The organism is Actinoplanes sp. NPDC049681, assembly GCF_044465265.1.
In the GTDB taxonomy this organism is placed as follows: domain Bacteria; phylum Actinomycetota; class Actinomycetes; order Mycobacteriales; family Micromonosporaceae; genus Actinoplanes.
The window spans coordinates 342,522-367,115 of sequence record NZ_JBITLP010000004.1 but is presented as its reverse complement, the minus strand read 5'-3'; the positions used below and the strand labels follow the sequence as shown (position 1 = coordinate 367,115).

Annotated in this window: 29 protein-coding genes and 1 tRNA gene; 19 read left to right on the top strand and 11 right to left on the bottom strand. The window is 71.9% G+C overall.

What is annotated here, in order from left to right; genetic code table 11:
• Nucleotides 1–649: 649 nt before the first annotated feature.
• Genes ACIBO8_RS16085 through amaP form a run of 6 tightly spaced genes read left to right on the top strand, consistent with a single transcriptional unit; the run spans nt 650 to nt 3,215 of the window.
• A complete protein-coding gene (locus tag ACIBO8_RS16085; RefSeq protein WP_396115977.1) occupies nt 650–1,135 on the top strand; it encodes an Asp23/Gls24 family envelope stress response protein in 486 nt (161 codons plus the stop codon).
• Nucleotides 1,132–1,494 (top strand): hypothetical protein, encoded by a 363-nt coding sequence (locus tag ACIBO8_RS16080; protein ID WP_396115976.1) that lies wholly within the window; start codon nt 1,132–1,134, stop codon nt 1,492–1,494. Before ACIBO8_RS16085 ends, ACIBO8_RS16080 begins: the two co-directional genes overlap by 4 nt.
• On the top strand, nt 1,491–1,673 hold the full coding sequence (locus ACIBO8_RS16075) for a hypothetical protein (RefSeq protein WP_396115975.1): 183 nt from the start codon (nt 1,491–1,493) through the stop codon (nt 1,671–1,673). Before ACIBO8_RS16080 ends, ACIBO8_RS16075 begins: the two co-directional genes overlap by 4 nt.
• A complete protein-coding gene (locus tag ACIBO8_RS16070) occupies nt 1,670–2,107 on the top strand; it encodes an Asp23/Gls24 family envelope stress response protein (RefSeq protein ID WP_396115974.1) in 438 nt (145 codons plus the stop codon). Before ACIBO8_RS16075 ends, ACIBO8_RS16070 begins: the two co-directional genes overlap by 4 nt.
• Nucleotides 2,104–2,640 carry a DUF6286 domain-containing protein gene (locus ACIBO8_RS16065; RefSeq protein ID WP_396115973.1) on the top strand — a complete coding sequence of 179 codons (537 nt, stop codon included), beginning with the start codon at nt 2,104–2,106 and terminating at the stop codon, nt 2,638–2,640. The genes ACIBO8_RS16070 and ACIBO8_RS16065 overlap by 4 nt, the downstream gene beginning before the upstream one ends.
• Nucleotides 2,640–3,215, top strand: a complete 576-nt coding sequence (amaP, locus tag ACIBO8_RS16060; RefSeq protein WP_396115972.1) for an alkaline shock response membrane anchor protein AmaP — start codon at nt 2,640–2,642, stop codon at nt 3,213–3,215. Before ACIBO8_RS16065 ends, amaP begins: the two co-directional genes overlap by 1 nt.
• 15 nt (nt 3,216–3,230) lie before the next feature.
• Here amaP and ACIBO8_RS16055 read toward each other — a convergent pair whose 3' ends face one another.
• From ACIBO8_RS16055 to ACIBO8_RS16035, 5 genes are all read right to left on the bottom strand, one after another.
• Nucleotides 3,231–3,923 carry a hypothetical protein gene (locus ACIBO8_RS16055; protein WP_396115971.1) on the bottom strand — a complete coding sequence of 231 codons (693 nt, stop codon included), beginning with the start codon at nt 3,921–3,923 and terminating at the stop codon, nt 3,231–3,233.
• A gap of 221 nt (nt 3,924–4,144) precedes the next feature.
• A complete protein-coding gene (locus ACIBO8_RS16050) occupies nt 4,145–4,816 on the bottom strand; it encodes a hypothetical protein (RefSeq protein ID WP_396115970.1) in 672 nt (223 codons plus the stop codon).
• 304 nt (nt 4,817–5,120) lie between these two features.
• Nucleotides 5,121–5,333 (bottom strand): hypothetical protein, encoded by a 213-nt coding sequence (locus ACIBO8_RS16045; protein WP_396115969.1) that lies wholly within the window; start codon nt 5,331–5,333, stop codon nt 5,121–5,123.
• Between the two features lie 477 nt (nt 5,334–5,810).
• Nucleotides 5,811–5,885, bottom strand: a tRNA-Val gene (locus ACIBO8_RS16040).
• A 58-nt stretch (nt 5,886–5,943) separates the two neighbouring features.
• On the bottom strand, nt 5,944–6,357 hold the full coding sequence (locus ACIBO8_RS16035; RefSeq protein WP_396115968.1) for a TIGR02611 family protein: 414 nt from the start codon (nt 6,355–6,357) through the stop codon (nt 5,944–5,946).
• A gap of 317 nt (nt 6,358–6,674) precedes the next feature.
• Between ACIBO8_RS16035 and ACIBO8_RS16030 the strand changes: the two genes are divergently transcribed.
• The 4 genes from ACIBO8_RS16030 to ACIBO8_RS16015 all read left to right on the top strand — a co-directional run bounded on the left by ACIBO8_RS16030 (nt 6,675) and on the right by ACIBO8_RS16015 (nt 9,026).
• A complete protein-coding gene (locus ACIBO8_RS16030; protein ID WP_014446635.1) occupies nt 6,675–7,106 on the top strand; it encodes an SsgA family sporulation/cell division regulator in 432 nt (143 codons plus the stop codon).
• Nucleotides 7,107–7,291: 185 nt separating this feature from the next.
• Nucleotides 7,292–8,215: an AraC family transcriptional regulator gene (locus ACIBO8_RS16025; protein ID WP_396115967.1), complete on the top strand. Its 924-nt coding sequence runs from the start codon at nt 7,292–7,294 to the stop codon at nt 8,213–8,215.
• A 115-nt stretch (nt 8,216–8,330) separates the two neighbouring features.
• Nucleotides 8,331–8,786 carry an Rrf2 family transcriptional regulator gene (locus ACIBO8_RS16020; protein ID WP_203766310.1) on the top strand — a complete coding sequence of 152 codons (456 nt, stop codon included), beginning with the start codon at nt 8,331–8,333 and terminating at the stop codon, nt 8,784–8,786.
• A 66-nt stretch (nt 8,787–8,852) separates the two neighbouring features.
• Nucleotides 8,853–9,026 (top strand): DUF4236 domain-containing protein, encoded by a 174-nt coding sequence (locus ACIBO8_RS16015; RefSeq protein ID WP_396115966.1) that lies wholly within the window; start codon nt 8,853–8,855, stop codon nt 9,024–9,026.
• A 7-nt stretch (nt 9,027–9,033) separates the two neighbouring features.
• Here the strand turns inward: ACIBO8_RS16015 and ACIBO8_RS16010 are convergent, their stop codons facing one another.
• Entirely contained in the window at nt 9,034–9,906 is an 873-nt protein-coding gene (locus ACIBO8_RS16010; RefSeq protein ID WP_396115965.1) for a hypothetical protein, read from the bottom strand.
• A gap of 77 nt (nt 9,907–9,983) precedes the next feature.
• Here ACIBO8_RS16010 and ACIBO8_RS16005 point away from each other — a divergent pair, with 77 nt between their 5' ends.
• From ACIBO8_RS16005 to ACIBO8_RS15990, 4 genes are all read left to right on the top strand, one after another.
• A complete protein-coding gene (locus ACIBO8_RS16005) occupies nt 9,984–11,627 on the top strand; it encodes a fibronectin type III domain-containing protein (protein WP_396115964.1) in 1,644 nt (547 codons plus the stop codon).
• A gap of 124 nt (nt 11,628–11,751) precedes the next feature.
• Nucleotides 11,752–13,341 carry a GGDEF domain-containing protein gene (locus ACIBO8_RS16000; RefSeq protein ID WP_396115963.1) on the top strand — a complete coding sequence of 530 codons (1,590 nt, stop codon included), beginning with the start codon at nt 11,752–11,754 and terminating at the stop codon, nt 13,339–13,341.
• Nucleotides 13,342–13,369: 28 nt separating this feature from the next.
• The gene (locus ACIBO8_RS15995; protein ID WP_396115962.1) at nt 13,370–14,230 is read left to right on the top strand and encodes an alpha/beta fold hydrolase; all 861 of its coding nucleotides are present in this window, start codon (nt 13,370–13,372) and stop codon (nt 14,228–14,230) included.
• A gap of 227 nt (nt 14,231–14,457) precedes the next feature.
• Nucleotides 14,458–15,198, top strand: a complete 741-nt coding sequence (locus ACIBO8_RS15990) for a hypothetical protein (RefSeq protein WP_396115961.1) — start codon at nt 14,458–14,460, stop codon at nt 15,196–15,198.
• A 320-nt stretch (nt 15,199–15,518) separates the two neighbouring features.
• Here ACIBO8_RS15990 and ACIBO8_RS15985 read toward each other — a convergent pair whose 3' ends face one another.
• From ACIBO8_RS15985 to ACIBO8_RS15970, 4 genes are read right to left on the bottom strand one after another with little or no spacing between them, the layout of a single operon-like run.
• Entirely contained in the window at nt 15,519–16,313 is a 795-nt protein-coding gene (locus ACIBO8_RS15985) for an endonuclease/exonuclease/phosphatase family protein (protein ID WP_396115960.1), read from the bottom strand.
• Entirely contained in the window at nt 16,303–17,748 is a 1,446-nt protein-coding gene (locus ACIBO8_RS15980) for a phosphatase PAP2 family protein (protein WP_396115959.1), read from the bottom strand. The genes ACIBO8_RS15985 and ACIBO8_RS15980 overlap by 11 nt, the downstream gene beginning before the upstream one ends.
• 34 nt (nt 17,749–17,782) lie before the next feature.
• Nucleotides 17,783–18,775: a YihY/virulence factor BrkB family protein gene (locus ACIBO8_RS15975; RefSeq protein ID WP_396115958.1), complete on the bottom strand. Its 993-nt coding sequence runs from the start codon at nt 18,773–18,775 to the stop codon at nt 17,783–17,785.
• A complete protein-coding gene (locus ACIBO8_RS15970; RefSeq protein WP_396115957.1) occupies nt 18,772–19,743 on the bottom strand; it encodes a diacylglycerol/lipid kinase family protein in 972 nt (323 codons plus the stop codon). The genes ACIBO8_RS15975 and ACIBO8_RS15970 overlap by 4 nt, the downstream gene beginning before the upstream one ends.
• Nucleotides 19,744–19,842: 99 nt before the next feature.
• On the opposite strand from ACIBO8_RS15970, the gene ACIBO8_RS15965 reads away from it, so the two are divergent.
• The 4 genes from ACIBO8_RS15965 to ACIBO8_RS15950 are packed head-to-tail and all read left to right on the top strand — an operon-like array spanning nt 19,843 to nt 22,546.
• A complete protein-coding gene (locus ACIBO8_RS15965) occupies nt 19,843–20,658 on the top strand; it encodes a YndJ family protein (RefSeq protein WP_396115956.1) in 816 nt (271 codons plus the stop codon).
• An 18-nt stretch (nt 20,659–20,676) separates the two neighbouring features.
• Nucleotides 20,677–21,186: a DUF1990 family protein gene (locus tag ACIBO8_RS15960; RefSeq protein ID WP_396115955.1), complete on the top strand. Its 510-nt coding sequence runs from the start codon at nt 20,677–20,679 to the stop codon at nt 21,184–21,186.
• Complete coding sequence (locus tag ACIBO8_RS15955) at nt 21,183–21,959, top strand: MBL fold metallo-hydrolase (RefSeq protein ID WP_396115954.1); 777 nt, start codon at nt 21,183–21,185, stop codon at nt 21,957–21,959. Before ACIBO8_RS15960 ends, ACIBO8_RS15955 begins: the two co-directional genes overlap by 4 nt.
• Nucleotides 21,956–22,546, top strand: a complete 591-nt coding sequence (locus ACIBO8_RS15950) for a DedA family protein (protein WP_396115953.1) — start codon at nt 21,956–21,958, stop codon at nt 22,544–22,546. The genes ACIBO8_RS15955 and ACIBO8_RS15950 overlap by 4 nt, the downstream gene beginning before the upstream one ends.
• Nucleotides 22,547–22,554: 8 nt before the next feature.
• On the opposite strand, the gene ACIBO8_RS15945 is transcribed toward ACIBO8_RS15950, so the two are convergent.
• Nucleotides 22,555–23,490 carry a serine hydrolase gene (locus tag ACIBO8_RS15945; protein WP_396115952.1) on the bottom strand — a complete coding sequence of 312 codons (936 nt, stop codon included), beginning with the start codon at nt 23,488–23,490 and terminating at the stop codon, nt 22,555–22,557.
• A gap of 101 nt (nt 23,491–23,591) precedes the next feature.
• On the opposite strand from ACIBO8_RS15945, the gene ACIBO8_RS15940 reads away from it, so the two are divergent.
• Nucleotides 23,592–24,524: a hypothetical protein gene (locus ACIBO8_RS15940; protein WP_396115951.1), complete on the top strand. Its 933-nt coding sequence runs from the start codon at nt 23,592–23,594 to the stop codon at nt 24,522–24,524.
• The last annotated feature ends 70 nt before the right edge of the window (nt 24,525–24,594 follow it).

Genomic DNA, 24,594 nt, shown 5'->3' with positions numbered 1-24,594 from the left:
CGTCACCTGCGGGGATGTGGTCGATCGCGGCGATTGGTCGGCATCGAATGCGTGCCGCGGCCCGACCGGGAGGCGGTCAATCCCAGGCCGATCCCGACCACCTTGCCGGCCGCCTGGATTGAACCGATTCGCACTGGGCGGCATCAGCCCGCCGCCGGGCGGCCCAATGCGGCGTAGAGTGAAGTTCTCGCCCTGGTCCCCGGTGATCCGATCCTCCAGCTTTACTCGAGTGTGATGCGCTGCTGGAGCGTCCTGAGCCGCGTGACGGGCCGTCAATCAGACGCCGCACCTGGCTAATGGTTCGCCAGTGATGCCGACGGAAGACCTCTCACCGATTCACCGTCCTCGGGAACTTCGGGGTCGTCTCACCCGCGGCGTCTGCTCGACGGTACGTGAAGGAACGTGAGCGCGATGGTCGTCATCGCCGATCCACACGGGAATGCCGCTACCCGACACCGGCCTTGAGTGCGCGCTCAGACCCCGACGACGCCGGTCACATGACGACGACAACCGTGGGTTCCTCCCCGGGCCGGCCGTACGACCGCTGTTGCCGGGCAGTTCGCGAGGGTCAGGTTCGACTGCAGCGATCGACGCTGCACCTAAGCCGCAGGCGCGCCATCGCGCCGCATACGAAAGAGCAGGTGTGCTGATGACAACGGCACTGACCAACAACGAGCCAACCACTCCGACGACACCGGCTCGCAGCACGGCCGAGGCGGTACTAGTGCCGCGGCAGAGCCGGCTCAACAGCGCCGAAGGCAAGATCATCGTTGCAGAGAACGTCGTGCAGAAGATCGCTGGAATCGCCTGCCGCGAGGTGTCCGGGGTCCAGGCAATGGGCAGCGGCAGCACCCGGGCGTTCGGCGCGCTCCGCGAGCGCATCCCGGGCAGCAACGGCCCGAACGTGGCCCAGGGCGTCGGCGTCGAGGTGGGCGAGACCGAAGCCGCGATCGACCTGGACATCGTCGTCGAGTACGGCATCAGCATCGCCGACCTCGGCCGCAGCATCCAGCGCAACGTCAAGAACGCGATCGAGCGGATGACCGGCCTCGACGTTGTCGAGGTCAACGTCAGCGTCGACGACGTACACATGCCCGACGCGCCCGAGAACCGTCCCGAGTCTCGCGTCTCATGACCGTCACCGTCGTGGCCGGGCCGCATGACGCGATCGTCGAAGGGGTCGACGTCGACCTCGTCGCCGCCGCGGTACGCCGTTGCCCGGCTGTGGCGGACCTTGTCGGTGGCCCACCCTCCGGCGTGGCCACCTATCTCCCCGGCCGGCGGATCGACGGCATCACCGTCACCGCCGGCACGGTCCTGATACAGGTCCGCAGCCGCTGGGAACCGGCCACCGAACTTGCCGCGCAGATCCGCTGCGCAGCCGGCGCGGTGACGCCGCTGCACCGCGTCGATGTGATCGTCGCCGCCATCGAAGACCCGCCACTCCTCCGGACGCCCCCGCGAGGCAACGGGCTGGAAGAGAGAACGCCATGAACCGCATGTTCCTGGGCACCATCGTCGGCTTGGCGCTGGGCTTCGCCCTCGCCTTCGGCGGCCTCGGCCAGATGCTCATCGTCGCCCTGTTCGGCGGCCTCGGCTTCGCCGTCGCCCGAGTCCTCGCCGGCGATCTCGACCTCAGCGGCTACCTGCAGGGTCGGCGGAGCAACCGATGACACTCACCGCCGAACTGAACCAACTCGACGGCAACCGTCCTGAGGCCGCTGGCGCCGAAATCGGACGGATCATCATCGCCGACCGGGTCGTCGAGAAGATCGCCGCACAGGCCGTCCTGGAGGTCCCCGACGCCGGCGGCGCCGCACCACGGGTGTTCGGCCACGCTATGCCCGGCGCCGGGCACTTCGGCATCCGCCGCACCGGCCTCCGCCAAGCGCCGAAGGCCACCGCAGACGTCGACGGCCGGACCGTCTACCTGGACCTGGCCATCGGTACCCGCTGGCCCGTTTCTCTCGTCCAGGTCAGCACCCAGGTGCGCGAGCATGTCCGCACCCGGGTCCATGACCTGACCGGGCTGACCGTGGTCGAGATCCGGATCACCATCACGGGACTGATCACAGGCCTCGCCGCCACCGATCGAGTACGACCGTGAGAGTCCTCAACCGTCTGCTGGCGCTGCTACTCGCTGTCGGCGTGATCTTCGCCGCCACCGTGGGGGTGATTGAGGTGATCGCGCAACGCGCCCACCACGACCCCGTGCTGCTCAACTGGCCCGGCGTCTACCAATGGGGAACCCGCACCTCCTGGGGCGCCGCCTCCGTCCGGCTGCTCAGCATCGCACTGATCGTCACCGGGTTGCTGCTGCTCATCGCCCAACTCAAACCCCGGCGTCCTGCCCGGCTCCCCATCGCCGCCGCCAACCCCGCCACCGACGCGGCGATCACCCGCAGCGGACTTGCGCACAGCCTGCGCCGAGCCGTCACCGCCATCGACGGCGTCAGCCACGCCGACGTCACCGTCCGGCGACACCGCGCCCGGATCCGCGCCACGACCGGCGCCGGCGGCGAATCCGGCACGGGCACGCTGGGCACAACCCTGACCGAGACCGCCCGACGAAGGCTCAACGCCCTGCACCTCAGGCGCCCACCGAACCTCTCGGTCCGGGTCACCACCCGGGAGCGCTGATGTACGCCGACCGCACCACCCGCCTCCTGCTCACCCTGCTCGGCATGGTCCTGCTCGCCGCCGGCACCGTCGGAATCCTCGCCGGCACCGACGTCCTCGGCGTTTACCTCGCCGGGCGGCCGCTGACCGACAACCCGATCGCCCGGTACGCCGGCGACAACAGCGCCTGGCTCTGGCCCGCCGCCGCCCTCGCCGGCGTGATCGCGGCCGTACTCGCCCTCCGCTGGCTGATCGCCGTGCTGACCCCACGTCCGCGCGCCGCCGACATCACCATTGCCACCGACCGATCCGCCGGCCGCACAACACTGGACGCCGACGCCCTCGCCGACGCCGTCACCACGGAGATCAACTCCTATCGGGGCATCGACACCAGCCACACCATGGTCTACGGGAGCCCCACCGATCCCCGGCTCGCGATCACCGTGCGCACTGACGAAGACGCGGACATCGCCGTCATACAACACCGCATCGAGAACGACGCGCTCGCCCACATCCGCCAGGCCCTCGACCGGCCCGACCTACCCATCGTCCTCGACATTACTGTCGGCAGCCGCAAGTCCAGCCGCGTCGCTTGAACCGTCCTCGGCCACTCACCCGCATCCCCAGGCAGTAGTCGGCCATGACGAATCTGACGAACGGTTCCAACGCCTGCGCCTGGCGTCCCGACCGCGACGCGCCGGCGCACAGCCGGTCGTGACAGCCACTGACAAGGCGTACTGCTCGCGGGCGAACCGGCAAGCCCTGCGGGACAAGCAGGTCCGCGCGACGATCCCGGAACCCAGCGACCAGATCGCCAACCGGAAACGCCGTGGTTCTCGCGGCGGCCGACTGCGCGCCAGCCACCACCGTGGCGGCCCCTCATCAACGGGCCCTTGCGGACCGCCTCCGGGTTGACCAGGTACTGCTCGATCTCGCTGCGGCGCATGCTCGCGTACGGCTTGGAGAAGGCTTTCCGGGAACATCAGCGCACTGCGGTCGAGCGCGCGATGCTCGTCCGGTCCGGCGGAGCGGACCGTCAGCCGGGCGAAGCATCCGCGGGCCAGGGCCAGAGCATCGTCACGCACCGCCCGCTGCGTGGCGGACAGTGCCGTGGCCAGATGGCCAAATCCCACCTGGACGTCGAGGAGCGCCTCCTGGTCGAGCCGCTCCTCGACGTGCCCGAGCGCCGTCTCGATGGCGCCGATCCGGAAGTTCAGCAAGCGACGGTCGGCGGTCCGCTTCACCATGCGCACGACGATGAAGCCGAGCTTGATCGTCGCCGTGGCGGTCACCGGCTCGAGCACCGTGATCAGGCCTCGCTCCCCCCTCCGCGACAGCCGCGCCTGAGGTGATGTTGCCGGGTGCTCCGGCCGAGAGCGCCGGCTTGCCGCCCACCCAGCCCTGACAACAGGCTCCCGAGCCGACCCGGAGAAGCGGTACGTGTCCCAGGTCGGCTCGGGAGTGTCACGGCGAGCGCGAAGAGATGACCGCCAATCTCAGAGACAGGTCACTTGGCGCATCATGCTCACACTGCGCTGCTATTGCGCAGACGCCGAATCCATCCCTGCGCTGTGTACCCGGGTACGCCGTAGTGATCGGCGACCGCGCTCGCAGTGCCGAGCTTCTTCAACACCTTGGCCAGGTCATCCGGCGTACGTCGGTACACCCGGCCTTTGCCGTCGCTCGCCGCGCGGGCGGCGACTTTCTCCGCCGGGGCCGCCTTGGGGGCCTTTCTGCGCCCTGCGGCGGCCTTGGTGGGTACGGCCGTCTCCCCTGTCACGGCGGTAGCCCTCGCCGGCGTCGCCGTCCGGCGCGCACGGGCCGACTTGCCCGGGGCCGCCTCTGGTCTCGCCGCTCGGCGGCGCTTGGCCGGCGCGGCGACCGGCATGTCCGGGACGGTTCCGTTGGCCGGCGCCGGGGGCGCCTCAAGCGCGCGGACCGGGCCGGGCGTCGGGATGGCGGCGGCACGCTGATCGGCCGAGGCAGCCCGGCGCGGCGGCGGCACAGGCGATGACGGGTTCACCGCCTGCAGCAGCAAGCCGACGTCCACGGTGGGCATCTGGCCGCCCACAAGACCGTTGTCGGCGTGCAGGTGCACGTCGGTGATCCGGACCTCCGTGTCGGAGGTGTCCACGATCAGGGTGGTGGTGGTTCCGCTGTCATCGTTCGGCGCGATGGTGATGGTGTACGAGGGCATGAAGGGCGTCCTTTGAGAGCGATGAGCCAAAGCCATCAGGTCACACCCCCCACAAGCGACGCTCAGGAGCCCCCGCACCGGGCGTCCGCGAAGGGTGAGCTCCAGATGACGAGCGCAATGTATCGCAGCGTGACGTCGAGCAGACCTTCTCATCGGTTCCGCCTGGCTCACCGGATCCCGAGGGGAGCAACTGTCCGGTACCGCAATGACGACGGCACCGTCGCCGACCTGCGCTGCAAGCAACTCCGGGCGGATCACCCTCGCCGAAGGGGCGACTATGTGGAAAGAGGCACACGAGGCCGGATCAGCGAAACGGGTCACTACGACAGCTACAGTCACCACCGGCCACCGCCCCGAACGCACCCCAGCCACCACCCAGCAGATCAACCGCATCGTCGATCGCATCCCCCGCCGCAGTGATCAGATCCTGGTGATTACCGCCGCCTACACCGGCATGCGCTGGGGCGAACTCGCCGAAACCAAGACTCACCTCGGCGACGGCCTGATCCGCGTCCACCCCGACAGATCGCAGCGGGCCGCCCTGCCGTGGGAAGCCGGTGAAGGAGGACGTGCGCCGGCCCGACACCGACCAGCGCTGAGGGGCGCAGGTAGACGACCTCCTGAATGCCCGTGGCCATGGAGCCGCACGCGGCCGGCGACCATCGGCACAATTCCAGCGAATGAGGGCTCAGGTGGTGAGTCCGCCGCGCGCCGCGGGAGGACGCCGAGGCCGACCACGCCGGCGCGGGCAGGAAAGATCGCCGTGGGCATGGCCGGCCTGGGCTATGCCCCCAGCCAGCACCCGTATCGCCGACTCGGGCTACAGACCCTAGGTTCGGTAGATCGGCGTCCGCGGGGCGGTGCGCGCGGGTCGCGGCACCCGGGACCGCGAAATGTTGATCTTGCACTCTTGCCTTGCTCCGGACGTAAGGAGCAACAAGCGAACGGCTCGTTACCCCAGAACCGGTAACGAGCCGTTGACCTTCTGAAACTCTGGTGGGCGATACTGGGATCGAACCAGTGACCTCTCCGGTGTGAACGGAGCGCTCTCCCGCTGAGCTAATCGCCCTTGCCGCGACAGACTGTACCGGACCCCTCGCCTCCCGCGCGAACCAGGGGTCGGCGCGTCACCGGCCGGTGAGGAAGTCCTTGATGACCACGGCCAGGTCGATGTGCATGGTGAGCTTCACCGACAGCCAGACGACCGCGCAGATGAAGACGAAGCCGGCCAGGCCGATGAGGGCGCGCACCGGGAGGCTCTGTTCGAGGACCCAGCGGGTCCAGCCCTGAACGTGGCGCTTGGTGAACTGCAGGAGGTGGCGGGCCCAGACGAATTCGACGGCCCAGATGGCGAGGCCGAGGATCACGATGGCCCAGCCGGGGCCGGGGAACGGGATCAGGACGATCCCGAGGGCGACCACCAGGCCGCCCAGGACGCCGACGCCGATCTTGAGAGCGAGGCGGCCGGTCGGGTTGGACCTGATCTTGTCGAGGACGCCGGTGGGCGTACGGGTATCGGTCACTGAGTCGGATTGGGACATCTCGTTCACTTTCCCGGCAAAGATCGCGCGCTCCCGGTCATTTCATCCCCCAGTGTTCCGCCTCCCCGTCACTACCCGGGAGGAATGGACGTTACCGGAGTGAGTCAACTGCTGGACCACCCGACGCCGGGCGGAACCGAGTACATGGGCAGAACAGGACAAGATACCGTTTAACGGCTCGTTCGGTGAGCTTATCGGAACCGTCTTCCCACTACTGGGTGAGATCAGCGTATGGCGGAGCGTAATGACAGGGATCACCTGAGTATGGGAAACGCGGGGTTCACCAGCCTCGCAGCGGTGCCGGGGGGAGTTCGTCCATGAGTACCATTCGTCCAACGACCGTCGAGGTCGAAACATCGCTGCGGCTCGTAGCGCCTGATGCCACGGCCCTGCCCGTGCGCGCCAGTCTGCGGTACGACCCAGCCGACCCGTACGCGGTCCACGTGTTGTTCCACGCAGAATCAGCCGGTGGGGAAGCCGTGAGCTGGTCCTTTGCGCGGGAACTTCTCGTGACCGGGCTCGACGAGCCCGCGGGTATCGGAGACGTCCGGGTGTGGCCGTGGGCCACGCCGCGGGGCGACTTCGTGGCCCTTGCACTGTCGTCGCCCGACGGCAATGCGCTGTTCGAAGTACCACGCAGCGTTCTGGTCCGGTTCCTGCGGCGCACCTATGTGGTGGTTCCGCGGGGCCGGGAGTCCGATCACCTGGACGTGGACGCCGCGGTCAACCGGCTGCTGGCCGGTCGATAGCGACAACGAAATTCACGGGGCGACCCGCGCGGACACTGCCGGTCCGTGCGGGTCGCTTTTTCGCGTCCCTATTCACGTCTTATTTGTCCGTTTACAAGCTCGTTTTCCGGATCGTCTGCCGGATATCCGCTGACCTCGGGTCTCCCACGTGCATCCCAGGTCACGGGCGGATACCGTCGCCCTCGATGGTCATCCCCGGACAGCAGCGCACCAGGTCGGCGCCCGCCCCGCAGTGGGCCGGCGTGGGCACCTGCACGCTGTCCGAGACCGACCTGACCGCCGAGCAGCCGCGGCCCCGGCGACTGCCGTACCACCTGCTCGCCCTGACCACCGCCGGACACGGCACGGTCGAGATCGACTTCGACCTCCTTCCGGTACGGCCGGGCACGCTGCTCTGGATCCGGCCCGGCCAGGCACTGCGGTTCGGCGTCGAGCCGGGCCTGGACGCCTCCCTGGTCACCTGGAGCCGGGACCTGCTGTCGGCGGCGGAGGTGCGCGGCGTACCCCTGGACGACCTGCCCGGTCCCACCCGCTGGCAGCTGGCCGGCGAGGACGAGGACGCGGTGATCACGGAGGTCGCGCAGCTGGGTGTGGACTGCGCCCGGCACCCCTCCGGAGCCGTCGCGGCCGGACTGCTGCGACACCAGCTGGCGGTGCTGCTCCTGCGTATCGCCCTGCTGAGCGGCGAGCACCGGGGCGCCTCCACCGCCGAGGCGCGGACGTTCGCCCGGTTCCGCCGCGACCTGGAGGACGACCATCCGCACACCCGCCGGGTGGAGGACTACGCGGCCCGGATCGGCTGCTCGGTGCGCACCCTGACCCGGGCGAGCCTGGCGGTGACCGGCCGTACGGCGAAACAGGTCGTCGACGACCGCGTGGCGCTGGAGGCGCGGCGGTTGCTCGCGTGCACGGATCTGTCGGTCGCCGACATCGGGCGCCGGCTGGGCTTCGGGGAGCCGACCAACTTCGGCCGGTTCTTCCACCGCGAGGTCGGGATGAGCCCGGGGGCGTTCCGGGCCGGGGCCGCCGCGCCGATGCCGGCCGAAGTCCCGGACGACGTCGCGGACATCGGCGCCCGGGTGCCCACCCAACGCCTGGCCGCCGAGTGAGCAAGAACCCGAAAGGCTGAACTCGCCACCGCGCGTTGACGCTGAGTGATGTCCGAATTCCCATATTTCCTGGGGTGGACGAGGAAGACGAGCACGGACGGGGCATGATGGTCAGGTGCAGATCTCCGCGCGCGGCGACTACGCGGTACGGGCGGCGCTGAGCTTGGCCAACGCCTACCCGGCCCTGATGTCCGCCCAGGCCATCGCCCAGGACCAGAACATGCCCAGAAAGTTCCTCGAGGCCGTTTTGGCGGATCTCCGCCGTGCCGGGGTGGTCCGCGCCCAGCGCGGGGCGGAGGGTGGCTACACGCTGTCACAGTCGCCACGCGACGTCACCATCGGGCAGGTTCTGCGCGCCGTCGACGGCCCGCTGGCCGGGGTGCGGGGTCTGCGGCCCGAGGAGACGCAGTATTCCGGCGCCGCGGAGAACCTTCCCAACCTCTGGGTCGCCGTCCGCTCGGCGGTGCGCGAGGTGGTCGACGAGGTGAGCCTCGCCGAGCTGATCAGCGGCCGGATGCCGGCGCACGTCCGCAAGCTCACCACCCGCCCGGACGCCTGGCAGCCCCGCTAGGCGGTTTCGGAAAATCGGTCATCGGGAATCCGTGGATCATCTGGTCATCCATGGAAGGAACCCCCGATGGGCATCATGTACCGCAGCCGCAAGAAGTTCGGACCGCTGATCCTGAACTTCACGCAGCGCGGCCTCTCCTCCTGGACCTTCAAGATCGGACCCTGGTCCTGGAACTCGAAGGCCAAGGCGCACCGGGTCGACCTGCCCGGCCCGCTCTCCTGGAAGCAGGACAAGTCCTGAGGCAACCTCAGGCGGAGATGACCACGTCGCCGCCGAGCCGGCCGTGCTCCGGGCGCCGGGCCACCGTCCCGGCGTCCAGCAAGGTGTGCAGCACGCGGGTGACGTCCGCGGCGCGGTAGACCGTCTCGGTCAGCGCGAACGTCCGCAGCTCCGTGACCGTCGCCTCGCCCACCTCGGCCAGATGGGCCAGCAGTTCGCGGCGCAGCGGGCCCGGGTGCGGGGTGAGCGAGATGTCGATCAGGTGCCGCTCCGGGTCGCCGGGATCGCGGTAGCGGACGCCGGCGTACTCGTCGACCGCCCACAGCAGATCCTTGAACACCTCGAGGCTGCGGCCCAGCGTCGTCGCGTAGAGCAGCACCTCGCCCGGCTCGTCGGAGTCGGCCAGTTCCACGGCGGCGACGAGGGGAAAGCCGGCGTCCCGCAGGGCGGTGCGGGTCTGCGGGACCGGGGCCGAGGCGGGGAGCACGATCAGCACCTCGGCCGGTCTGCCCGCGGCCAGGGCGGCGAGCATGGGCGCGCCGGGCGGTTCGCCGGCGGCTGCGGCATCCAGAAAACCGAGCACGGGTACGCGCACAGCACCCGCCGCCTTCAGGGCCGCCGCCCACGTGTCCCCGGTCGGACCCGGCACACTGTGGACGTTGAGCCCGGCCGCCCCGGCCTCCGCGCCCCACTCGCCGCCGACCGCCACCACGGTCAGCTCCCTGCCCCTGACCAGGTCGGACTGGTCGGTGAAGACGCCGAGCGCCGCCTCGGCGAGGGGACGGGTCGTGTCGGCGTACCCGTGGGCGTAGACGGCCCGGCGGGCCCGGTGCAGCGCGGCCGGCGCCCAAGCCTCGAGGTGGCGGACGAGGATCTCGCGTTTGACGCTGTCGGCGCTCATGCTCGAGTTCTACCGTGTACGGCGCCACAACGGGTACGCGCCACAGGACTTGTACCTACGGTGGCCGAGCAGACACTATGAGGCACGTGCCCCCTCCGCTCGCCGCCCTGACCGCCCAGGCGCAGACGCTGACCGCCGAGGGCGACCTGGCCGGCGCCCGCGCCGTGCTGGCCGGCGTCCTCGACCCGGCCGAGACCGACCCGCAGCGTGCCTCGCCCGACCTCGCCCTCGCCGCCGCGTTGCAGGCGCGCATCCTCATCGCGCTCGGCGACGCACACGCCGCGCGGGTCTGGGCCGGGTTCGCGCACGCGGCCGAGGAACGCTTGCACGGCCCGCACGACGAGCGCACGATCGCCGCGGCCGCCACCCACGCCGCGGTCCTGCACCGCGTGGGCAACCACGGCCGCGCCGCCCAGCTCTACCACGACCTCGTCGGCGAGCTCACCGCGCTGGACGGGCGACTGTCGCCCCGGGTGCTCGCCGCGGAGGCCGACCTGGCGATCGCGGAGCACGCCGCCGGGCACTGCACGGCCGCCCGAGCCCGGCTCACCGACACGTGGACCCGCTACCGCGAGGTGTACGGCGACGCCACCGCCGGCGGCATCAAGATGCTGGCCCGGCTGGGCGCGATGGAACGCGAGTGTTCCCGGCCGGGCGAAGCCACCGCCCACCTGACCCTGGCCCAGGAGTTCTGCGCCCGGTACCTGCCGGCCGATCACTCCCTGGCGCAGCAGGTCGCCCGGCTCGCCGGCAGCCCGCCGTCGGGGCGCCACCGCTGCGGCCGGGTGCAGCGCTCGACCGGCCCCGACCCGGACGGACCGGTCGCCGGCGTGACCCGCGTACCGGCGACCGCCCCGGATGCCCTGCCCGCCCGGCAGGCGCCCGAGGCACCCGGTGATCCCACCGGGCGGCACGCCCGCCCGGAGCCCCCGATCCCGCTGCCGCTGATGTCCCCCGCCCCGGCCCGGCCCGCGCCGGGCGAACCGGTGCCGCCGGCGGCACCGGTGTACTTCCCGCCCGCGCAGCAACGGCCGGGCACGCCCGCCGCGGAATGGCCGGCTCAGGGCCACGTCGCCCAGGTGCTCGCCGGGCACGGGGAGGCCGTGGGTACGCCGCGGACCGATCCGCCCGGTCCCTTCCCGCCGGACTCCGTACCGGCAACGGTCGCCGCGCCCGGCACGTATCCGCCCGGCCCCCGTCTGCCCGTGGACCGGGCCAGCGCCCCCGTCGTCGAGCGGCGGTTGCCCGTACCCGTGGAGCAGCCCACGAGCCGGCAGCCCTTCATCCTGGCCGCCGTGCTCGTGGCCGGGGTCGCGGCCGCCGCAGCGGTCGTCGCGGTGACCTTGCCGCGCGGCGACCGGGCCGGCACCGCTCCCCCGCCGGCGCCGGCGACCGGCACCACCGCGGGCGGCGCGCCGTCCGCAGCACCCAGCCCGTCCGCGAGCATCGACCCGCGCGCACCGATCGACGTCAAGCTGCGGGACAACCGCGACAGCGTCTCGCTCACCTGGCGCTATCCGAAGGGCTCGGAGGGCCCGGTGCTGATCTCCGGCGGCCGCCGCGGTCAGGAGCAACGCGCCTTCCAGCAGTTGGCCGCCGGCACCACCGACTACGTCGTCTACGGGCTCAACGAGCAGAACGACTACTGCTTCACCGTCGCAGTGGTCTACACCGTCGACGAGGTCGCCGCCTCGCAACCGGTCTGCACCACACGCAAATAGCGCCCGAGCGGCGCCGGCAACCGAACTGCTCCCCGGGAACACCTCAGCGTTCACCCCCGCCGCCCGATCGGAGACGGCTGCCGAGGACCCCGCCGGGGACCGACCGGGAAAGGCGGGGACGCTTGTGACCACCGAGGCGGTGACCGAGGTCGGCTCCAGCCTGGTCGCGGAGGACCGCGCTTCGCTCGAGGCGACCCTCGCCGAGCTCGAGGCGCGCCCCACGTCCAAGTTCCGCAGCGTCTCCGCTCCCGCCGCGGCCGCCGAGCGACGGGCCGCCACCCTGGGTCTCCACGACCTCGTCATGCACGCGAAGCTGCTGCGGGCCAACGTCCTCATCCGCGAGGGCCGCTCCGAGCGGGGCGGGCAGTGGGCGCACCAGGTGCTGGCCTGGGCCCAGGAGCACGAGCACCCCTACCTGTTGGCGCGCTCGCACCGGATCCTGTCCAACTTCTACCGGCAGGTCGGCGACATCGCCGAGGGGCTCACGCACGCCGTGCAGTGTTTCGCGCACCTGACCGACGACGAACCGCCCAGCATCCGCGCGCGGCACCTGATGACGCTTGCCGTCGCCCTGGACGAGAGCGGGTCCACCCAGGAGGGCGACCGGCGGTTCCGCGAGGCGCTGCAGATCGCCACCGCCATCGGCGACTTCGAGCTGACCCTCAACATCCTCAACAACATGGCGTACACCGCCTTCGAGAACGACGACGAGGCCGGCGCCCGGGAGCTGGTCGCCCACATGCGGGAGGTGCAGGCCCGCAGCCCGCGCAACTTCAGCGCCCTCGAGCTGGACACGATCGCCCGCATCGAAATGATGAGCGGTCACTACGGCGCAGCCGAGGAGACGCTGCACGTCATGCTCGAGGACGGCCAGTCGAAGGTCGAGGCGCACGAGGGCGACGCGCCGGCGGTGTGCCTGCTCACCCTCGCCGAGGCGCGCCGGCTGGACCACCGCTACGCGGCGGCCCAGGAAGCCCTCGACGAGGCCGTCCGGATGGCGGAAGAGCGCGGCCTGGACCGGGTACGGGCCCACGCCCGCGAGGAGCAGGCCGCCCTGTACGCCGCGACCGGCCGGTTCCGGGAGGCGTACGAGGAGCACCGCGCGTTCCACAAGGCGGCGTCGGCGCTGCACTCCGCCCAGCGTGACGCGCGGGCCCGGGCGCTGCAGGCGGTCTTCGAGGCGACCGAGGCCCGGCGGGCCAGCGAGCACTTCCGCGAGATGGCGCACCGCGACGCCCTCACCGGTCTCTACAACCGCCGCTACGTCAACGAGCGCCTGCCCGCCCTGCTCGGTGAGGCACTGCTCCGGCGGACGCCGCTGTCCCTGGCGATCCTCGACCTCGACCACTTCAAGCGGGTCAACGACACGCTGTCGCACAGCGCCGGCGACGTGGTCCTCCAGCAGGTGGCGCAGCTCCTGCTGGAAGCGGCAAGCGAGTCGATGGTCGCGGCGCGGATGGGCGGCGAGGAGTTCCTGCTGATCATGCCCGGCCTGACCGCCGAGGAGGCGGGCGAGCGCTGCGAGCGGCTGCGCCTGCGGATCCGGGCGTACGCCTGGGAGCCGATCACCGGCACCCTCCCGGTGACCACCAGCATCGGGGTGACGACCTCGGACGACGGCCGGGGCTCGGCGTCCGCGCTGCTGTGCCTGGCCGACCGCAACCTGTACGTCGCCAAGCGCGAAGGCCGGGACCGGGTCGTCGCCGACGTCTGAGCGGCCCGGGCGCGGGTATCACGGGATCATGCTGCCCCTCGCCCTGTCCGCGCCGAGACCCCGCCGGGGCTGGGTGAGCCACTGGTCCACGATCGGGCGGGTCCGCATGCACGTACGCGTCCCCGCTGACCCGATGGCCGGGCTACCCGTCGTCATGCTGCACGGCCTCGCGGTCTCCCATCGCTACCTGATGCCCACGGCCGACGCACTCGCCGACCGGCACCCGGTGCTCGTACCCGACCTGCCGGGTTTCGGGCTCAGCACCAAACCACCGGTCGCCTTCGACGTGCCGCGGCACGCCCGGTTCCTCTCGGCCTGGCTCGACGCCCACCGGCTGTCCCGGATCGCCGTGGCCGGGCACTCGTTCGGCGCGGAGGTCGCGGCGGCGCTGGCCGTCCTGCGCCCGGACGCGGTGGCGGCGCTCGTGCTGGCCGGCCCGACGGCGGACCCGGCCGCCCGCAGCCGGCGCGGCCTCATCGGGCGCTGGTTCGCCGACCTGCCCGCCGAGGACCCGCGCCAGGCGGCGATCCTGGCCCGGGACGTGTGGGACGCGCGGCCGTGGCGGGTCTGGGCGACCATCGGCCACTCGGTGCGCAACCGGGTCGAGGACGACCTGCGCCGGGTGACGGCCCCGACCCTGGTCCTCGGCGGCGACCGGGACACGGTGGCACCGCTCGCCTGGCGTACCCGGGTCGCGCAGCTCACCGGCGGCGTGTCGGCCACCCTGCCCGGGGCCGCCCACAACGCGCTGACGACCGCCGGCCCGGCGGCCGCGGACGCGATCGCGGCTCACCTCGAAGCCGGTTCCCCGGTCTTCCCGGAGCTCCGGAGGGACGCGAGGGGAACGGCGACGATGCAGATCGGACAGCCGGAAGACCCGCCGGCCTGAGTGAACGGGCTATCCCGCGTCCCGCAGGACCTTGAGAAAGGCGCCATGGACCCGGCAGCGGATCAGCCGACGGATGGTGCGGCGGGATCGGGGCTACAACGCCGGACCCGCCACCCCGCGGGCGGGCCTGGGGCAGCGCCGTTGCCCTATGCTTCGCGCAACGCCGCCGATCAAGGAGTACGTCGATGCTTCGTTTCGCCACCCGTCGAACCGGGAGACTGTCGTCCGTGGCAGTTGCCGCGACCGCCGTGCTCGCCATTCTCCTGACCGCGACGCCCGGGAGCGCGCTGGCGGCCACTGCGCTGGGCAGCGGCACGGCGGTGGTCACCACGGGCGTCCGCGAGTCCTACGCGGTGTCGATGGCGACGTCGTACTGGTCGGTCGTCGCTACCGTCGGCTACCAGGGCGGCCAGAGCGACATCGCCCTCTCCGGGCCGACCGGCACCACCGTCGGGCGTTCCGCCGAGGGTTTCGGAACCGTGGACTGGGTTGCCGTTGACAACAACAGCGGGCGTCACCCGCTGGGCGCGTACACGGCCGACGTCACCTCGACCACCGACGGGGGGCGTCCGACCACACACCTGACGCAGTTCGTCGGGGGTGACAAGGTGCTGGCGGCCTCCCAGCCAGAGTCGGTCGTCGGCATGGCGAACGGTCCGTGGCTGGTCGACGTGCGTGACATCAACCTGCAGGCGGGCAGGACGGTCACCTTCACCGTGCGTGGTCTCGACAGCATCGACTCTGTCACCGTGCTGCAGAGCACGCCCGATCCCACGACCTGGACGCGTACTCGAGGGGCTGCGGCGCTGTCGGTGGAGATGCCGAAGGCCGACACGGACCAGCAGACCTACAGCTTCACCTACACGGCCCCCGCGAGCGGTTGGTACGGCGTCGTCTTCGAATCGCGAGGCTGGTCACGATGGGTCGGGCAGTCCAGCGCCGGCGTAGGACACGTAAGCGTCTCCTAGACGTGCTGCTGCGACTCCCCTGCTACACCGACGCCTCCGAGCGCTGAGCGTTCTTCGTCGGTGAGTGCTGGTAGACCTGTTGCCGTTGCCCGCCCACGCGTCGAACTGCGCCCGGCCGCAGCGGGCCCGGCGTACGGGCCGTTGTCGTGGACCGGCGTTGGCTCGCGCGGGGCGGCGGGGGTGGTGTGCTTCCGGCGCGACGGGGTAGTCGGGAGCTATGCGTATCGGAAACACCGAGGTCCGGGTCTTCGGCGGCGGGCCGGGCTGCCTGGCGATGATCGTCGTGTCGGTCCTGCTGTCGATCCTGCTGACGGTGCTGCTCAATACGGTGTTGTGAGGTCCAGCTCCACGGCGAGCGGGTAGTGGTCCGAGGCCCATTCCGCCTCGTCGCCGTGGATCACCCGGGCGTGAGAGGCGCGGGCGGCCAGCTCCGGTCGCGCCATGACGTAGTCCAGCCGCATGCCGGCGTTGGAAAACTCCTGGCCGCCGCCCTTGGTGGTCGGCACGGTCAGGCCGTCGCCCTCCCCCGCCGCACGCCAGACGTCCACGAAGCCCGCGGCGCGCAGCGCGCCGATCGCCGCCGTGTCGGGACGGCCGTCGCGGTCGAGGTGCCGGCGGCGGTACAGCTCCGGCAGCCGGGCGAGGCGCTCGGTGTGGGCGGTGTCCGGGTCCAGCGCGTTCAGGTCGCCGGCGATCAGGGTGAGCGGCGCCCGGTGGCGGTGGGCGAGCCAGCCGGCCTCGCGCTGCCGCCGGTACGGGCGGAACGGGTTCAGATGCGTGCTCACGACGGTCAGCGGGCCGGCCGGGGTGGGCACCTCGACGGCGGCCGCGGCGTGGTGCAGGCGCCAGCGGACCGTGGATCGGCCGGCGATCGTCAGGGGCGGGCGTACCAGAACGGCGACCGGCTGGCCGAAGGCGGAGGGGGCGAGGTGCGCCACCATGCCCAACGCGTCCGCGACCTCGCGCATCCGGCGGCCGTCGTGGCGCTGGAAGTCCCGCAGCTCCTGCAGAGCCACGATGTCCGGGCGCTCGCGGACGAGCAGCGCCACGACCGCGTCGAGCCGGCCTCCGCCCGCGCCCGTCTTGATGTTCCAGGTGAGCAGGCTATGCGTCACGGCGCACGTCCGCGTTCGGGCGGATCGAGAAGTAGAGGACGGTGAGCCACCCCGCGGTCAGCACCGCCGCGCCCAGCACGTCGGTCGGATGATGCATGCCGCGATACATCCGGGAGATCGCGACGCCCAGCGGCATGACGACGGCCAGGACCACGAAGATCCAGCGCCACCAGTACGCCCGCAGCCGCGGCACCACCAGCACCGCGATCGCCGCGTAGAGGCACATCGTCGCGGCGATGTGGCCGGACGGGAACGACGAGGTGGGCAGCTTGCCGTCGAGCTGCTCCACCGGGGGGCGTGGGCGGCCCACCGCGGCGGCCGTGCACAGGAACAGCGTCAGCTCGCCGAACATGGCCAGGACGACGTAGAGCACCATGCGCCAGTGCCGCCAGACGGCCAGGGCGATCGGGCAGAACACCAGCGAGACGAGCAGGATCGCGTGGGTGTCGCCGGCTTTGCTCCACGCGTAGCTGACGTCGTCCCATCCGGGGGTGCGGAAGCCCTGCAGCCATCGCGGCACGCCGTCGTCGAAGCGTTCCAGCCAGGACGGCATGTGGTTCGTCAGCGTCCAGCCGAGGGCGTACAGCACGCCGAAGAGCAGGACCCAGCCGACGACGATCTCCATCGCGCCCGCCCACGGGTGCGGGAGCAGCCGCTCGTCGGGGGTGCCCGGCCGCACGTCGGCGGCGGCCTCCGGCTCCAGGCCGTCCTCCAGCGGCACCTCCGGTCGGCCGACCTCGCGGCGCCAGACCCGGAAGGCGTACGCGGTGACACCCAGCCACGCGGCGCCGAGGAACCAGCCGGCGAGCACGTCCGACACGTAGTGCACGCCCAGCGAGATCCGGGTCAGCCCGATCGCGAGGACGATCACCGCCATCACGGTCACGAACCACTTGCGGTGCCGCGACGAGACGGCCGGGAGGAAGACGAGCAGCAGGGCCCCGTACACGATCATCGAGCCGAGGGCGTGGCCGCTCGGGAAGCTGTTGCCGGGGGCGTGGGCGACCGGCGCCTCGACGACCGGGCGTACCCGGGCGACCAGGGCCTTGAGCGAGGGGTCGAGCAGCAGGGCTCCGATGCCGGTGATCACGAGGTAGACGGCGAGCCGGATCCGCTTGCGGATCAGCAGGGCCACGGCGGCGATGACGACCAGCCACAGCATGATCGGGCGGCCGCCGAGGCGGGCCACGAACTCGAGCGCGTCGACGACCGCGGGGTGCGGGGCCACGAGCCGGTTCAGTGCGTCGGCGACGCCGTGGTCGAGGCGGTCCAGGGGACCCCAGTGCGAGCGGACGAGCAGCAGCAGCGTGCCGAAGCCGAGGCCGAGCGCGACGACCACGAGCAGGCCCAGCATGCTGCGCTCGGCGAAGTGCATCAACGGGCGCCGGCGTACGGGTTCCTCGGCGGCCGGTTTCTGCTGCTGGTCCGTGACCATGTCGGGCTCCTGGGCTCTCGGGGGTGCGCCGGATTTACCCGGCGCGCTTCTGCGGTACACCGGATTCCTCGGTGCCCGGCTTCCAGTGGTCGCGCAGCGCCGGCCGGGTGACGCCGACCCGCTGGGCCTCCAGCTGGGCGGCGAACGCGATCCCGAGGAACAGGGCGACGCCGGTGAGGTTGGCCCAGAGCAGCAGCGCCATCATCGCCGTCAGCGGCCCGTACGTGGCGCCGAAGCCGTCGCTGACCAGCACGTACCCGGCGAGCAGCAGGCTGGCGACCCACCACAGCACGGTCGACAGGGTGGCGCCGAACAGCAGCCAGGTGAGGCCGGGCTGGCGGCGCCGGGGCGAGTGCCGGAAGAGCAGCCCGACGGCGAACACGATGAGCAGCAGACTGACCGGCCAGCGCACGATGTCGAAGGTCAGGTGCAAGCCGTAGCCCCACCCGAAGTGCCGGGCTATCGAGTCGCCGGTGGCGTGCCCCGCGACCAGCAGCAGGAAGCCGAAAAGGGCGGGCAGGCCGGCGACGATCGCCAGCACCGCCGCACGGGTGTACTTCTCGAGCGCCTTGCGGTCGCGCTCGACGCCGTAGATGCGGTTGGCGCCCCGCTCGATCTGGGCCATGGCGGTGGTCAGCGCCACCAGGCCGGTCAGCAGACCCAGCACCAGGGCCAGCTCGCCGGCGTCCTCGGTGCCCTCGTCGTCGTTGAGCAGGTCCCGCACCAGCGGCTCGCTGGCGCCCGGGGTGAAGGCGAGCACCGTGTCGGCGACGACCTGCCCGCCCTCCTCGACGCCGAGGTCCGTGGCGAGGCCGGACAGCGCGATCATGAACGGCACGATGGCCAGGCACAGCTGCAGCGCGAGCGCCCGGGAGTGGCTGAAGCCGTCGCCGTAGCGGAACCGCACGAACGCGTCGCGCAGCAGGTGCCAGCGACCGTAGTGCTTCAGGGCCAGGAAAGCGTCGTCCGCCGAGAGCTCGTCCCCCGGCATCATCTTGGTCTCGGGTACGGGCGAGGTGCTGCTCACTTGGCTTCCTCCGCCGCCGCGCGCACCTCCTCGGCGGCCCTTTCGGCGGCACCGCTGTCGTAGGCGAGGTCGGGGTCGCTGTCCGGCTGGGGCACGCAGAGCAGCAGGGCCCGGTGCCGCACGCCGATCGACATGGCGGCGCCCGGCTCGATCAGGTCGCCGTCGAGCTGCCGTGGCTGCGGCCGGATGCTGCGGATCTCGATGCGCTCCGCCGTGTACGTCTCCATCCGCGGTACGCGTTCGCGGCGCCGGATCACCGCCCAGCCCAGCGCCGCCCAGTGGGCGAGGTTGCGGGGGCTGAGGATCGCGACGTCGAGGCGGCCGTCCGCCGGGTCGGCCTCGCTGAGCAGCCGTACGCCGCCCTGCAGCCGCCCGACGTTGCCGACGATGACCGTCCGGGGCCGGCGCCGCAGCGGGGGCTTGCCGTCCAGCGAGATCACGACGGGCATCGGCTTGTCACGCAGGTGCTTCAGCGCGCCACCCACGTACGCGATCCAGCCGATGTGCTTCTTCGCGGTCTCGGACGTGCCCTCGAGCATCTTCGCGTCGAAGCCCATCCCCGCCATCACGGCGAAGCACTTGTCGCCGCACACGCCCACGTCGATGCGACGCCGGCCGCCCTCCAGCGCGATCTCCACGCCGGTGGCGGCGTCGCCGTTCAGGCCCAGGTTGGCGGCGAGCAGGTTGCCGGTGCCGGCCGGGATGACGGCGAGCGCCACGTCGGTGCCGGCCAGCGCCGAGATCACCGCCATGACCGTGCCGTCGCCGCCGCAGACGAAGACGAGCTCGGCGCCCTCGTCGATCGCCTGCTGCGCCTGGCCGCGGCCCGAGTCCTCCGGCGTGGTCTCCAGCCAGAGCGGCTCGGACCAGCCGGCGGTGGCGAGGCCTTCGACGATGGTGCGCCGGAGCAGGTCGAGATCGGGCACCTTGACGGGATTCACGACGACGGCGGTACGGGGTCCTGTCACGGCGTCAGTGTGCCCAGCGGACCTCCCTTCGGAAACCCCGGCACGGAGGGGTTACAGTGGCCCCTAGACTTGAACACGTTCAAATATGGGGTGATCGCCATGCGGGTGCTCGTCAACCTCCTGATCTCGGTGGGGATGCTGGTCGTCGTGCCGGCCGGACTGCGGCTGCTGGCCGATCCCGCCGCCGGGCTCGCCCGGCGGCTCTGGCCCTTCGGCGCCGCGGCCGGGGTGATCAGCCTGTGGTTGCCGCGCGGCAGCGTCGCCACCGCCTTCGCCACCGGGTACGCGATCACGGCCGCGGTGCTCTGTGCGTACGCGATCAGCAGACCGGCCCGCCCGAGGAGTGAGTGGCCCGCCGAGGCCGCGGTGCTGACCGCCCTGATCGGCCCGGCCGTCGCGGCGAGCGCCCTGGTCGCCGAGCGCAGTGGATATCACCTGTTCGGGTTCGAGCTCGGCGTGCTCAGCCTGACCGTGGCGCACTTCCACTTCGCCGGCTTCGCCGCCGCGCTGATCGCGGGCCTGCAGACCCGCGTGCGGCCGGGCCGGGCCGCGGACGCCGCCGCGCTCACCGTCCCGGCCGGCACGCTGCTGGTGCTGCTGGGCTACTTCACCGCCGAAGGGGTGGAGCTGGCCGGCGCGCTCGTGCTGACGGCCGGCATGTGGGTGGTCGGCTGGCTCACCTGGCGGCACGCCCGCACCGGCGCGCCCGACCGGCTCACCGCCGCGCTGCTCAGGGGCTCGGCGCTGGTGCTCGCCGGCTCGATGGTGCTGGCGGTGGCGTGGGCGCTGGGCGAGGCCACCGGGCTGCCGCACCCGTCGCTCGCCTGGATGGCCGCGACGCACGGGGTGGCGAACGCCCTCGGATTCGCGGTGTGCGGCATGGTGGGCTGGCGCCGCGCCGGGGCATTGGTCTAGCAAAGGGAAAGGACGACGATGACCGGGTTCACGTACGCCGAGGTCGGCGCGACACTGCACGAACCGCTGCCGGCCGGCTACCGGCACCTGCACTACCGCACCTACGTGGGCGGCGAGGAGGTCTTCGACCGCGCGGCCGAGGCCATCCTGACGTTCGGCATGCACCGCCGCACCGGTGCCCGCATCCGGACGGCGGCCGGGCGGGCGGCGCCGGGCGTCCGGCTCACCGTCGGTGCCGGGCCGCTGAGCGTCCCCTGCGAGGTGGTCTGGACGGCCGAGGAGAAGGACCGGGCCGGATTCGGGTACGGCACCCTCCCCGGTCACCAGGCCAGCGGTGAGGAGGCCTTCACCGTCGAGCGCGACGCCCGGGGCCGGGTGTGGTTCTCCGTGACCGCCTTCAGCCGTCCCGCCCGCCCCCTGATGCGGCTGGGCGGGCCGTTGGCGGTCGTCGCCCAGCACCTGTACGCGCGCCTCTGCGGCCGCGCTCTCAAGAAGCTGTGCGCATACTCCCGTACGGTTGATCTGTGAGCGAGGCGAGCGTCACCTGGTGGGGGCACAGCACGATGTGGCTGGCCGATTCCGGGACGTCGCTGCTCACCGACCCGGTGCTCACCGACCGGCTGATCCACCTGCGCCGGATGGCGGGCCCGACGCCGGTGCTGCCCGGGGCGCCCGACGCGGTGCTCCTCTCGCACCTGCACGCCGACCATTTCCACCTGCCGTCGCTCAAGGCCGTTCCCGGCTCGCCGCTGCTCATCGTGCCGCGCGGGGCGGCGGCCTTCGTCGCCAAGAGCCTGGGACCCGGGTACGGGGACCGCTGCGTCGAACTCCGGCCGGGCGAGGAGACGTCGGTCGGCGCGGTGACGGTGAGGGCTGTGCCGGCGGCCCACGACGGCGGCCGTGGCCCCTGGTCGCGCGTACGGTCGGTGGCGATGGGCTTCGTCGTCGAGGGCGCCGCCCGCACCTGGTACGGCGGCGACACCGGCCTCTTCGACGGCATGGCCGACCTGGGCCCGCTCGACCTGGCGCTGATCCCGGTGGGCGGCTGGGGTCCCACGCTCGCCGCCCACGGGCACCTCGACGCGGCCGACGGCGCGGAGGCCCTGCGCCGGGTCAAGGCCGCCTGGGCCGTGCCGGTGCACTACGGCACGTTCTGGCCGGTCGGCATGGGCCGGATCCGTACCCACATGTTCCGCGAGCCCGGCACCGAATTCGCTCGCCGGGCTGCGCTGGCCGCCCCGGACGCCCGGGTGCGGGTCCTGGGCCACGGTGAGACCCTCACGATCGAGCCGGCCGCGTGATCTCCGAACTGACCGCCCTCGGCTGGCTCTTCGTGGTCGTGTCGTTCGGCGCGATAGTCCCGATCGTCCCGACCGGCGCGGCCGTCAGCGGCGCGGCGGCGCTGGCGTTCCACAACAACCCGTTCCTGATCGTCCTCGTCGTCGCCGCGGGAGCGGCCGGCGCCTACGTGGGCGACCTGGTCATGTACGCGATGTGCCGCGCCGGCGGGGAACAACTGGCACGCCGGCTGCGCTGGCTGCGCGACGGGGAACATCTCGGTGCGGTGCAGGAACGGCTGCAGCGGAGTCAGATCCCGGTCCTGCTCGTCTCCCGGCTCCTGCCCGGTGGCCGCGTACCGGTCCTGCTCGCGGCGGGCTTCCTGGGCCTGAGCTGGCGCACCTTCGTCGTGGCCAACCTGCCGGCCTGCGCGCTCTGGTCGGTGGTGTACGCGGGCATCGGGGTGGCGGGCGGCTCGATCTTCCCGGAACCGTGGCAGGGCGTGGTGGCGGCGATCATCCTCGTCGTGGTCATCGGCCAGGTGGTCAGCATGGTGAACAAGCGCAGGTCGGCCCGCGCCGAAGCGGGCGATGCGCCGGAGAACGCCTGACGCTGCGCTCAGTAGTCGAGGTGCTGGCGGGTCAGCTTCGCGACCTTCTCGACGAGCGAGATGCCCGCCTCCATCGACCGGTTGTTGTGCGACAGCACGGCCACCGAGACGTCGGTGTCCCCGTCGTCGGAGACCACTCGCCCGATCGTGTTGATCGCCCAGAGGCCGCCGTCCGCCGATCGGGTGTCCCAGCCGTTCTTGACGGTCGCCGCCTCGCCGGCCCGGGCGATCGACGGGATCCCCCAGTCCTGGGCGTCGTCGACCGAGCTCATCAGGGTGAAGGCGGTCTTGCGGGAGCGGGCGTCCAGCGGACCCTTGGGATCGACCAGCTGAGAGAGCAGCCTGACCTGGTCATTGACGGTCGTCTTGGTCAGGCCCCAGGCGGTGTTGACCGTCGTCTGGGTCAGGCCGAGCCGCGTGTTGCACTTCGTGATCGCGCCGCGGCCGCCGAGGTGCTGGAAGAGCGAGGTGGTCGCGTTGTTGTCGCTGAGCCGGATCATCGGCCGCGCCAGGTTCATCTCGCCGGACGTCGGTTCCCGGCCGGCGTCCTGCGACTTCAGCAGCAGGCAGGCCAGCACCTGGGCCTTGACGATGCTGGCGGTGTCGTAGCGCTCCGAGCCCCTGTAGGAGTAGCGCTCGCCCGTCTTCCTGTCGAGGACGGCGACCGAGAACTCGGGCGCGGTGGCCGCCAGCTTCTTGAGGGCCGCGTCCAGTTTCTTGGCCTGCGCCGCCCGCTTGGCCTTCGCGAGCTCCTCGGGGCTCGGGCCGGTCGGGGACGGGGCCGCACTCGGCGTGCCGGCGTTGTTGCCGAACGTCAGGGAGCTGGGCAGGAAACCGCCGCCGGTGCCGCCGCTGCCGTCGCGCATGCCCAGGCCGATCAGGACACCGCCGCCCACGATCACCACCGCCGCCACCGCGAAGATCCAGAGTCGGGTAGGTCGCACCCCTGCATAGTGCCGTGCCGCGGGCGAGATCCCAAACCGGTCGACTCTCGGCATGATCACGTACACGGTTGGTCACGAGGGTTCTGGGCACAATGGTGGGCATGGCCCTGCTGCCCTCCCCCGCCGCCCTGGTCGAATTCTCCCGTTATGCCGTCGGGCAGGTGGTGGAGACCGCCGCCACCGTCGCCACGGTGCCGATCCGGCTGCTGAGCCTGCTCGGCCAGACGGAACTGCTCGTCAGCCGGATCACCGTGCTGGCCGAGCGCGCCGACGGCCTGATCGAGCGGGTCGAGCGCGCGGTCGGCGACGCCGAGTCCCTGATCGCCCGCGTCGGCGGCACGGTCGGCGGCGCGCAGACCCTCATGTCCCGCCTCGACCACACGGCCGCGGAGGCCGACACGCTCGTGGCCCGGGTCGACCGCGCCGCGGCCGGCGTGGAGACGCTCGTGGGACGCGTCGATCGCACGGCGATCGCGGCGGAGGACCTGATCGGGCGCGTCGATCGCACGGCGATCTCGGCGGAGGGCCTGATCGGGCGGGTCGACCGCACCGCGGGTGAGGCGGGAACGCTGGTGGCTGGCGTCGGCGGCACGGTCGTGGACGCCGCGGACGCCATCCGGGAGACCAAGGCGATTCTGGCGGCGGTGGCGCTGGCGGTCGAGGAGGTCGCCCGGATCACCGGCTCGGCGGCCGGCGTCGTGGAGCAGGCGCAGTCCACATCGGCGCAGGCCCGGGAGCTGCTCGACGGCTACGCGCCCACGCTGCGCCGGGCGGCACCGCTGGCGGCCCGGTTCATCGAGGAGCTGACGCCCGAGGAGGTCACGGCGGCGATCAAGATGATCGACGAGCTCCCCCGCCTGCGGGAGCACCTCAGCCACGACGTGATGCCGTTGCTCGGCAAGCTGGATCAGGTGGGACCGGATCTGCACGCCCTGCTGGAGGTCACCAACGACCTGCACCTGGCGATCATCGGTCTGCCCGGCCTCAAGATGTTGCGCCGGCGCGGCGAGGAACGCGTGGCCGAAGAGGGCTGAACCCGCGGAATTATCCCAGCTGAAGCCCGTGTCGCGGAGCTTCCGCCGGGGGCGTGGATCCGCCACGTCA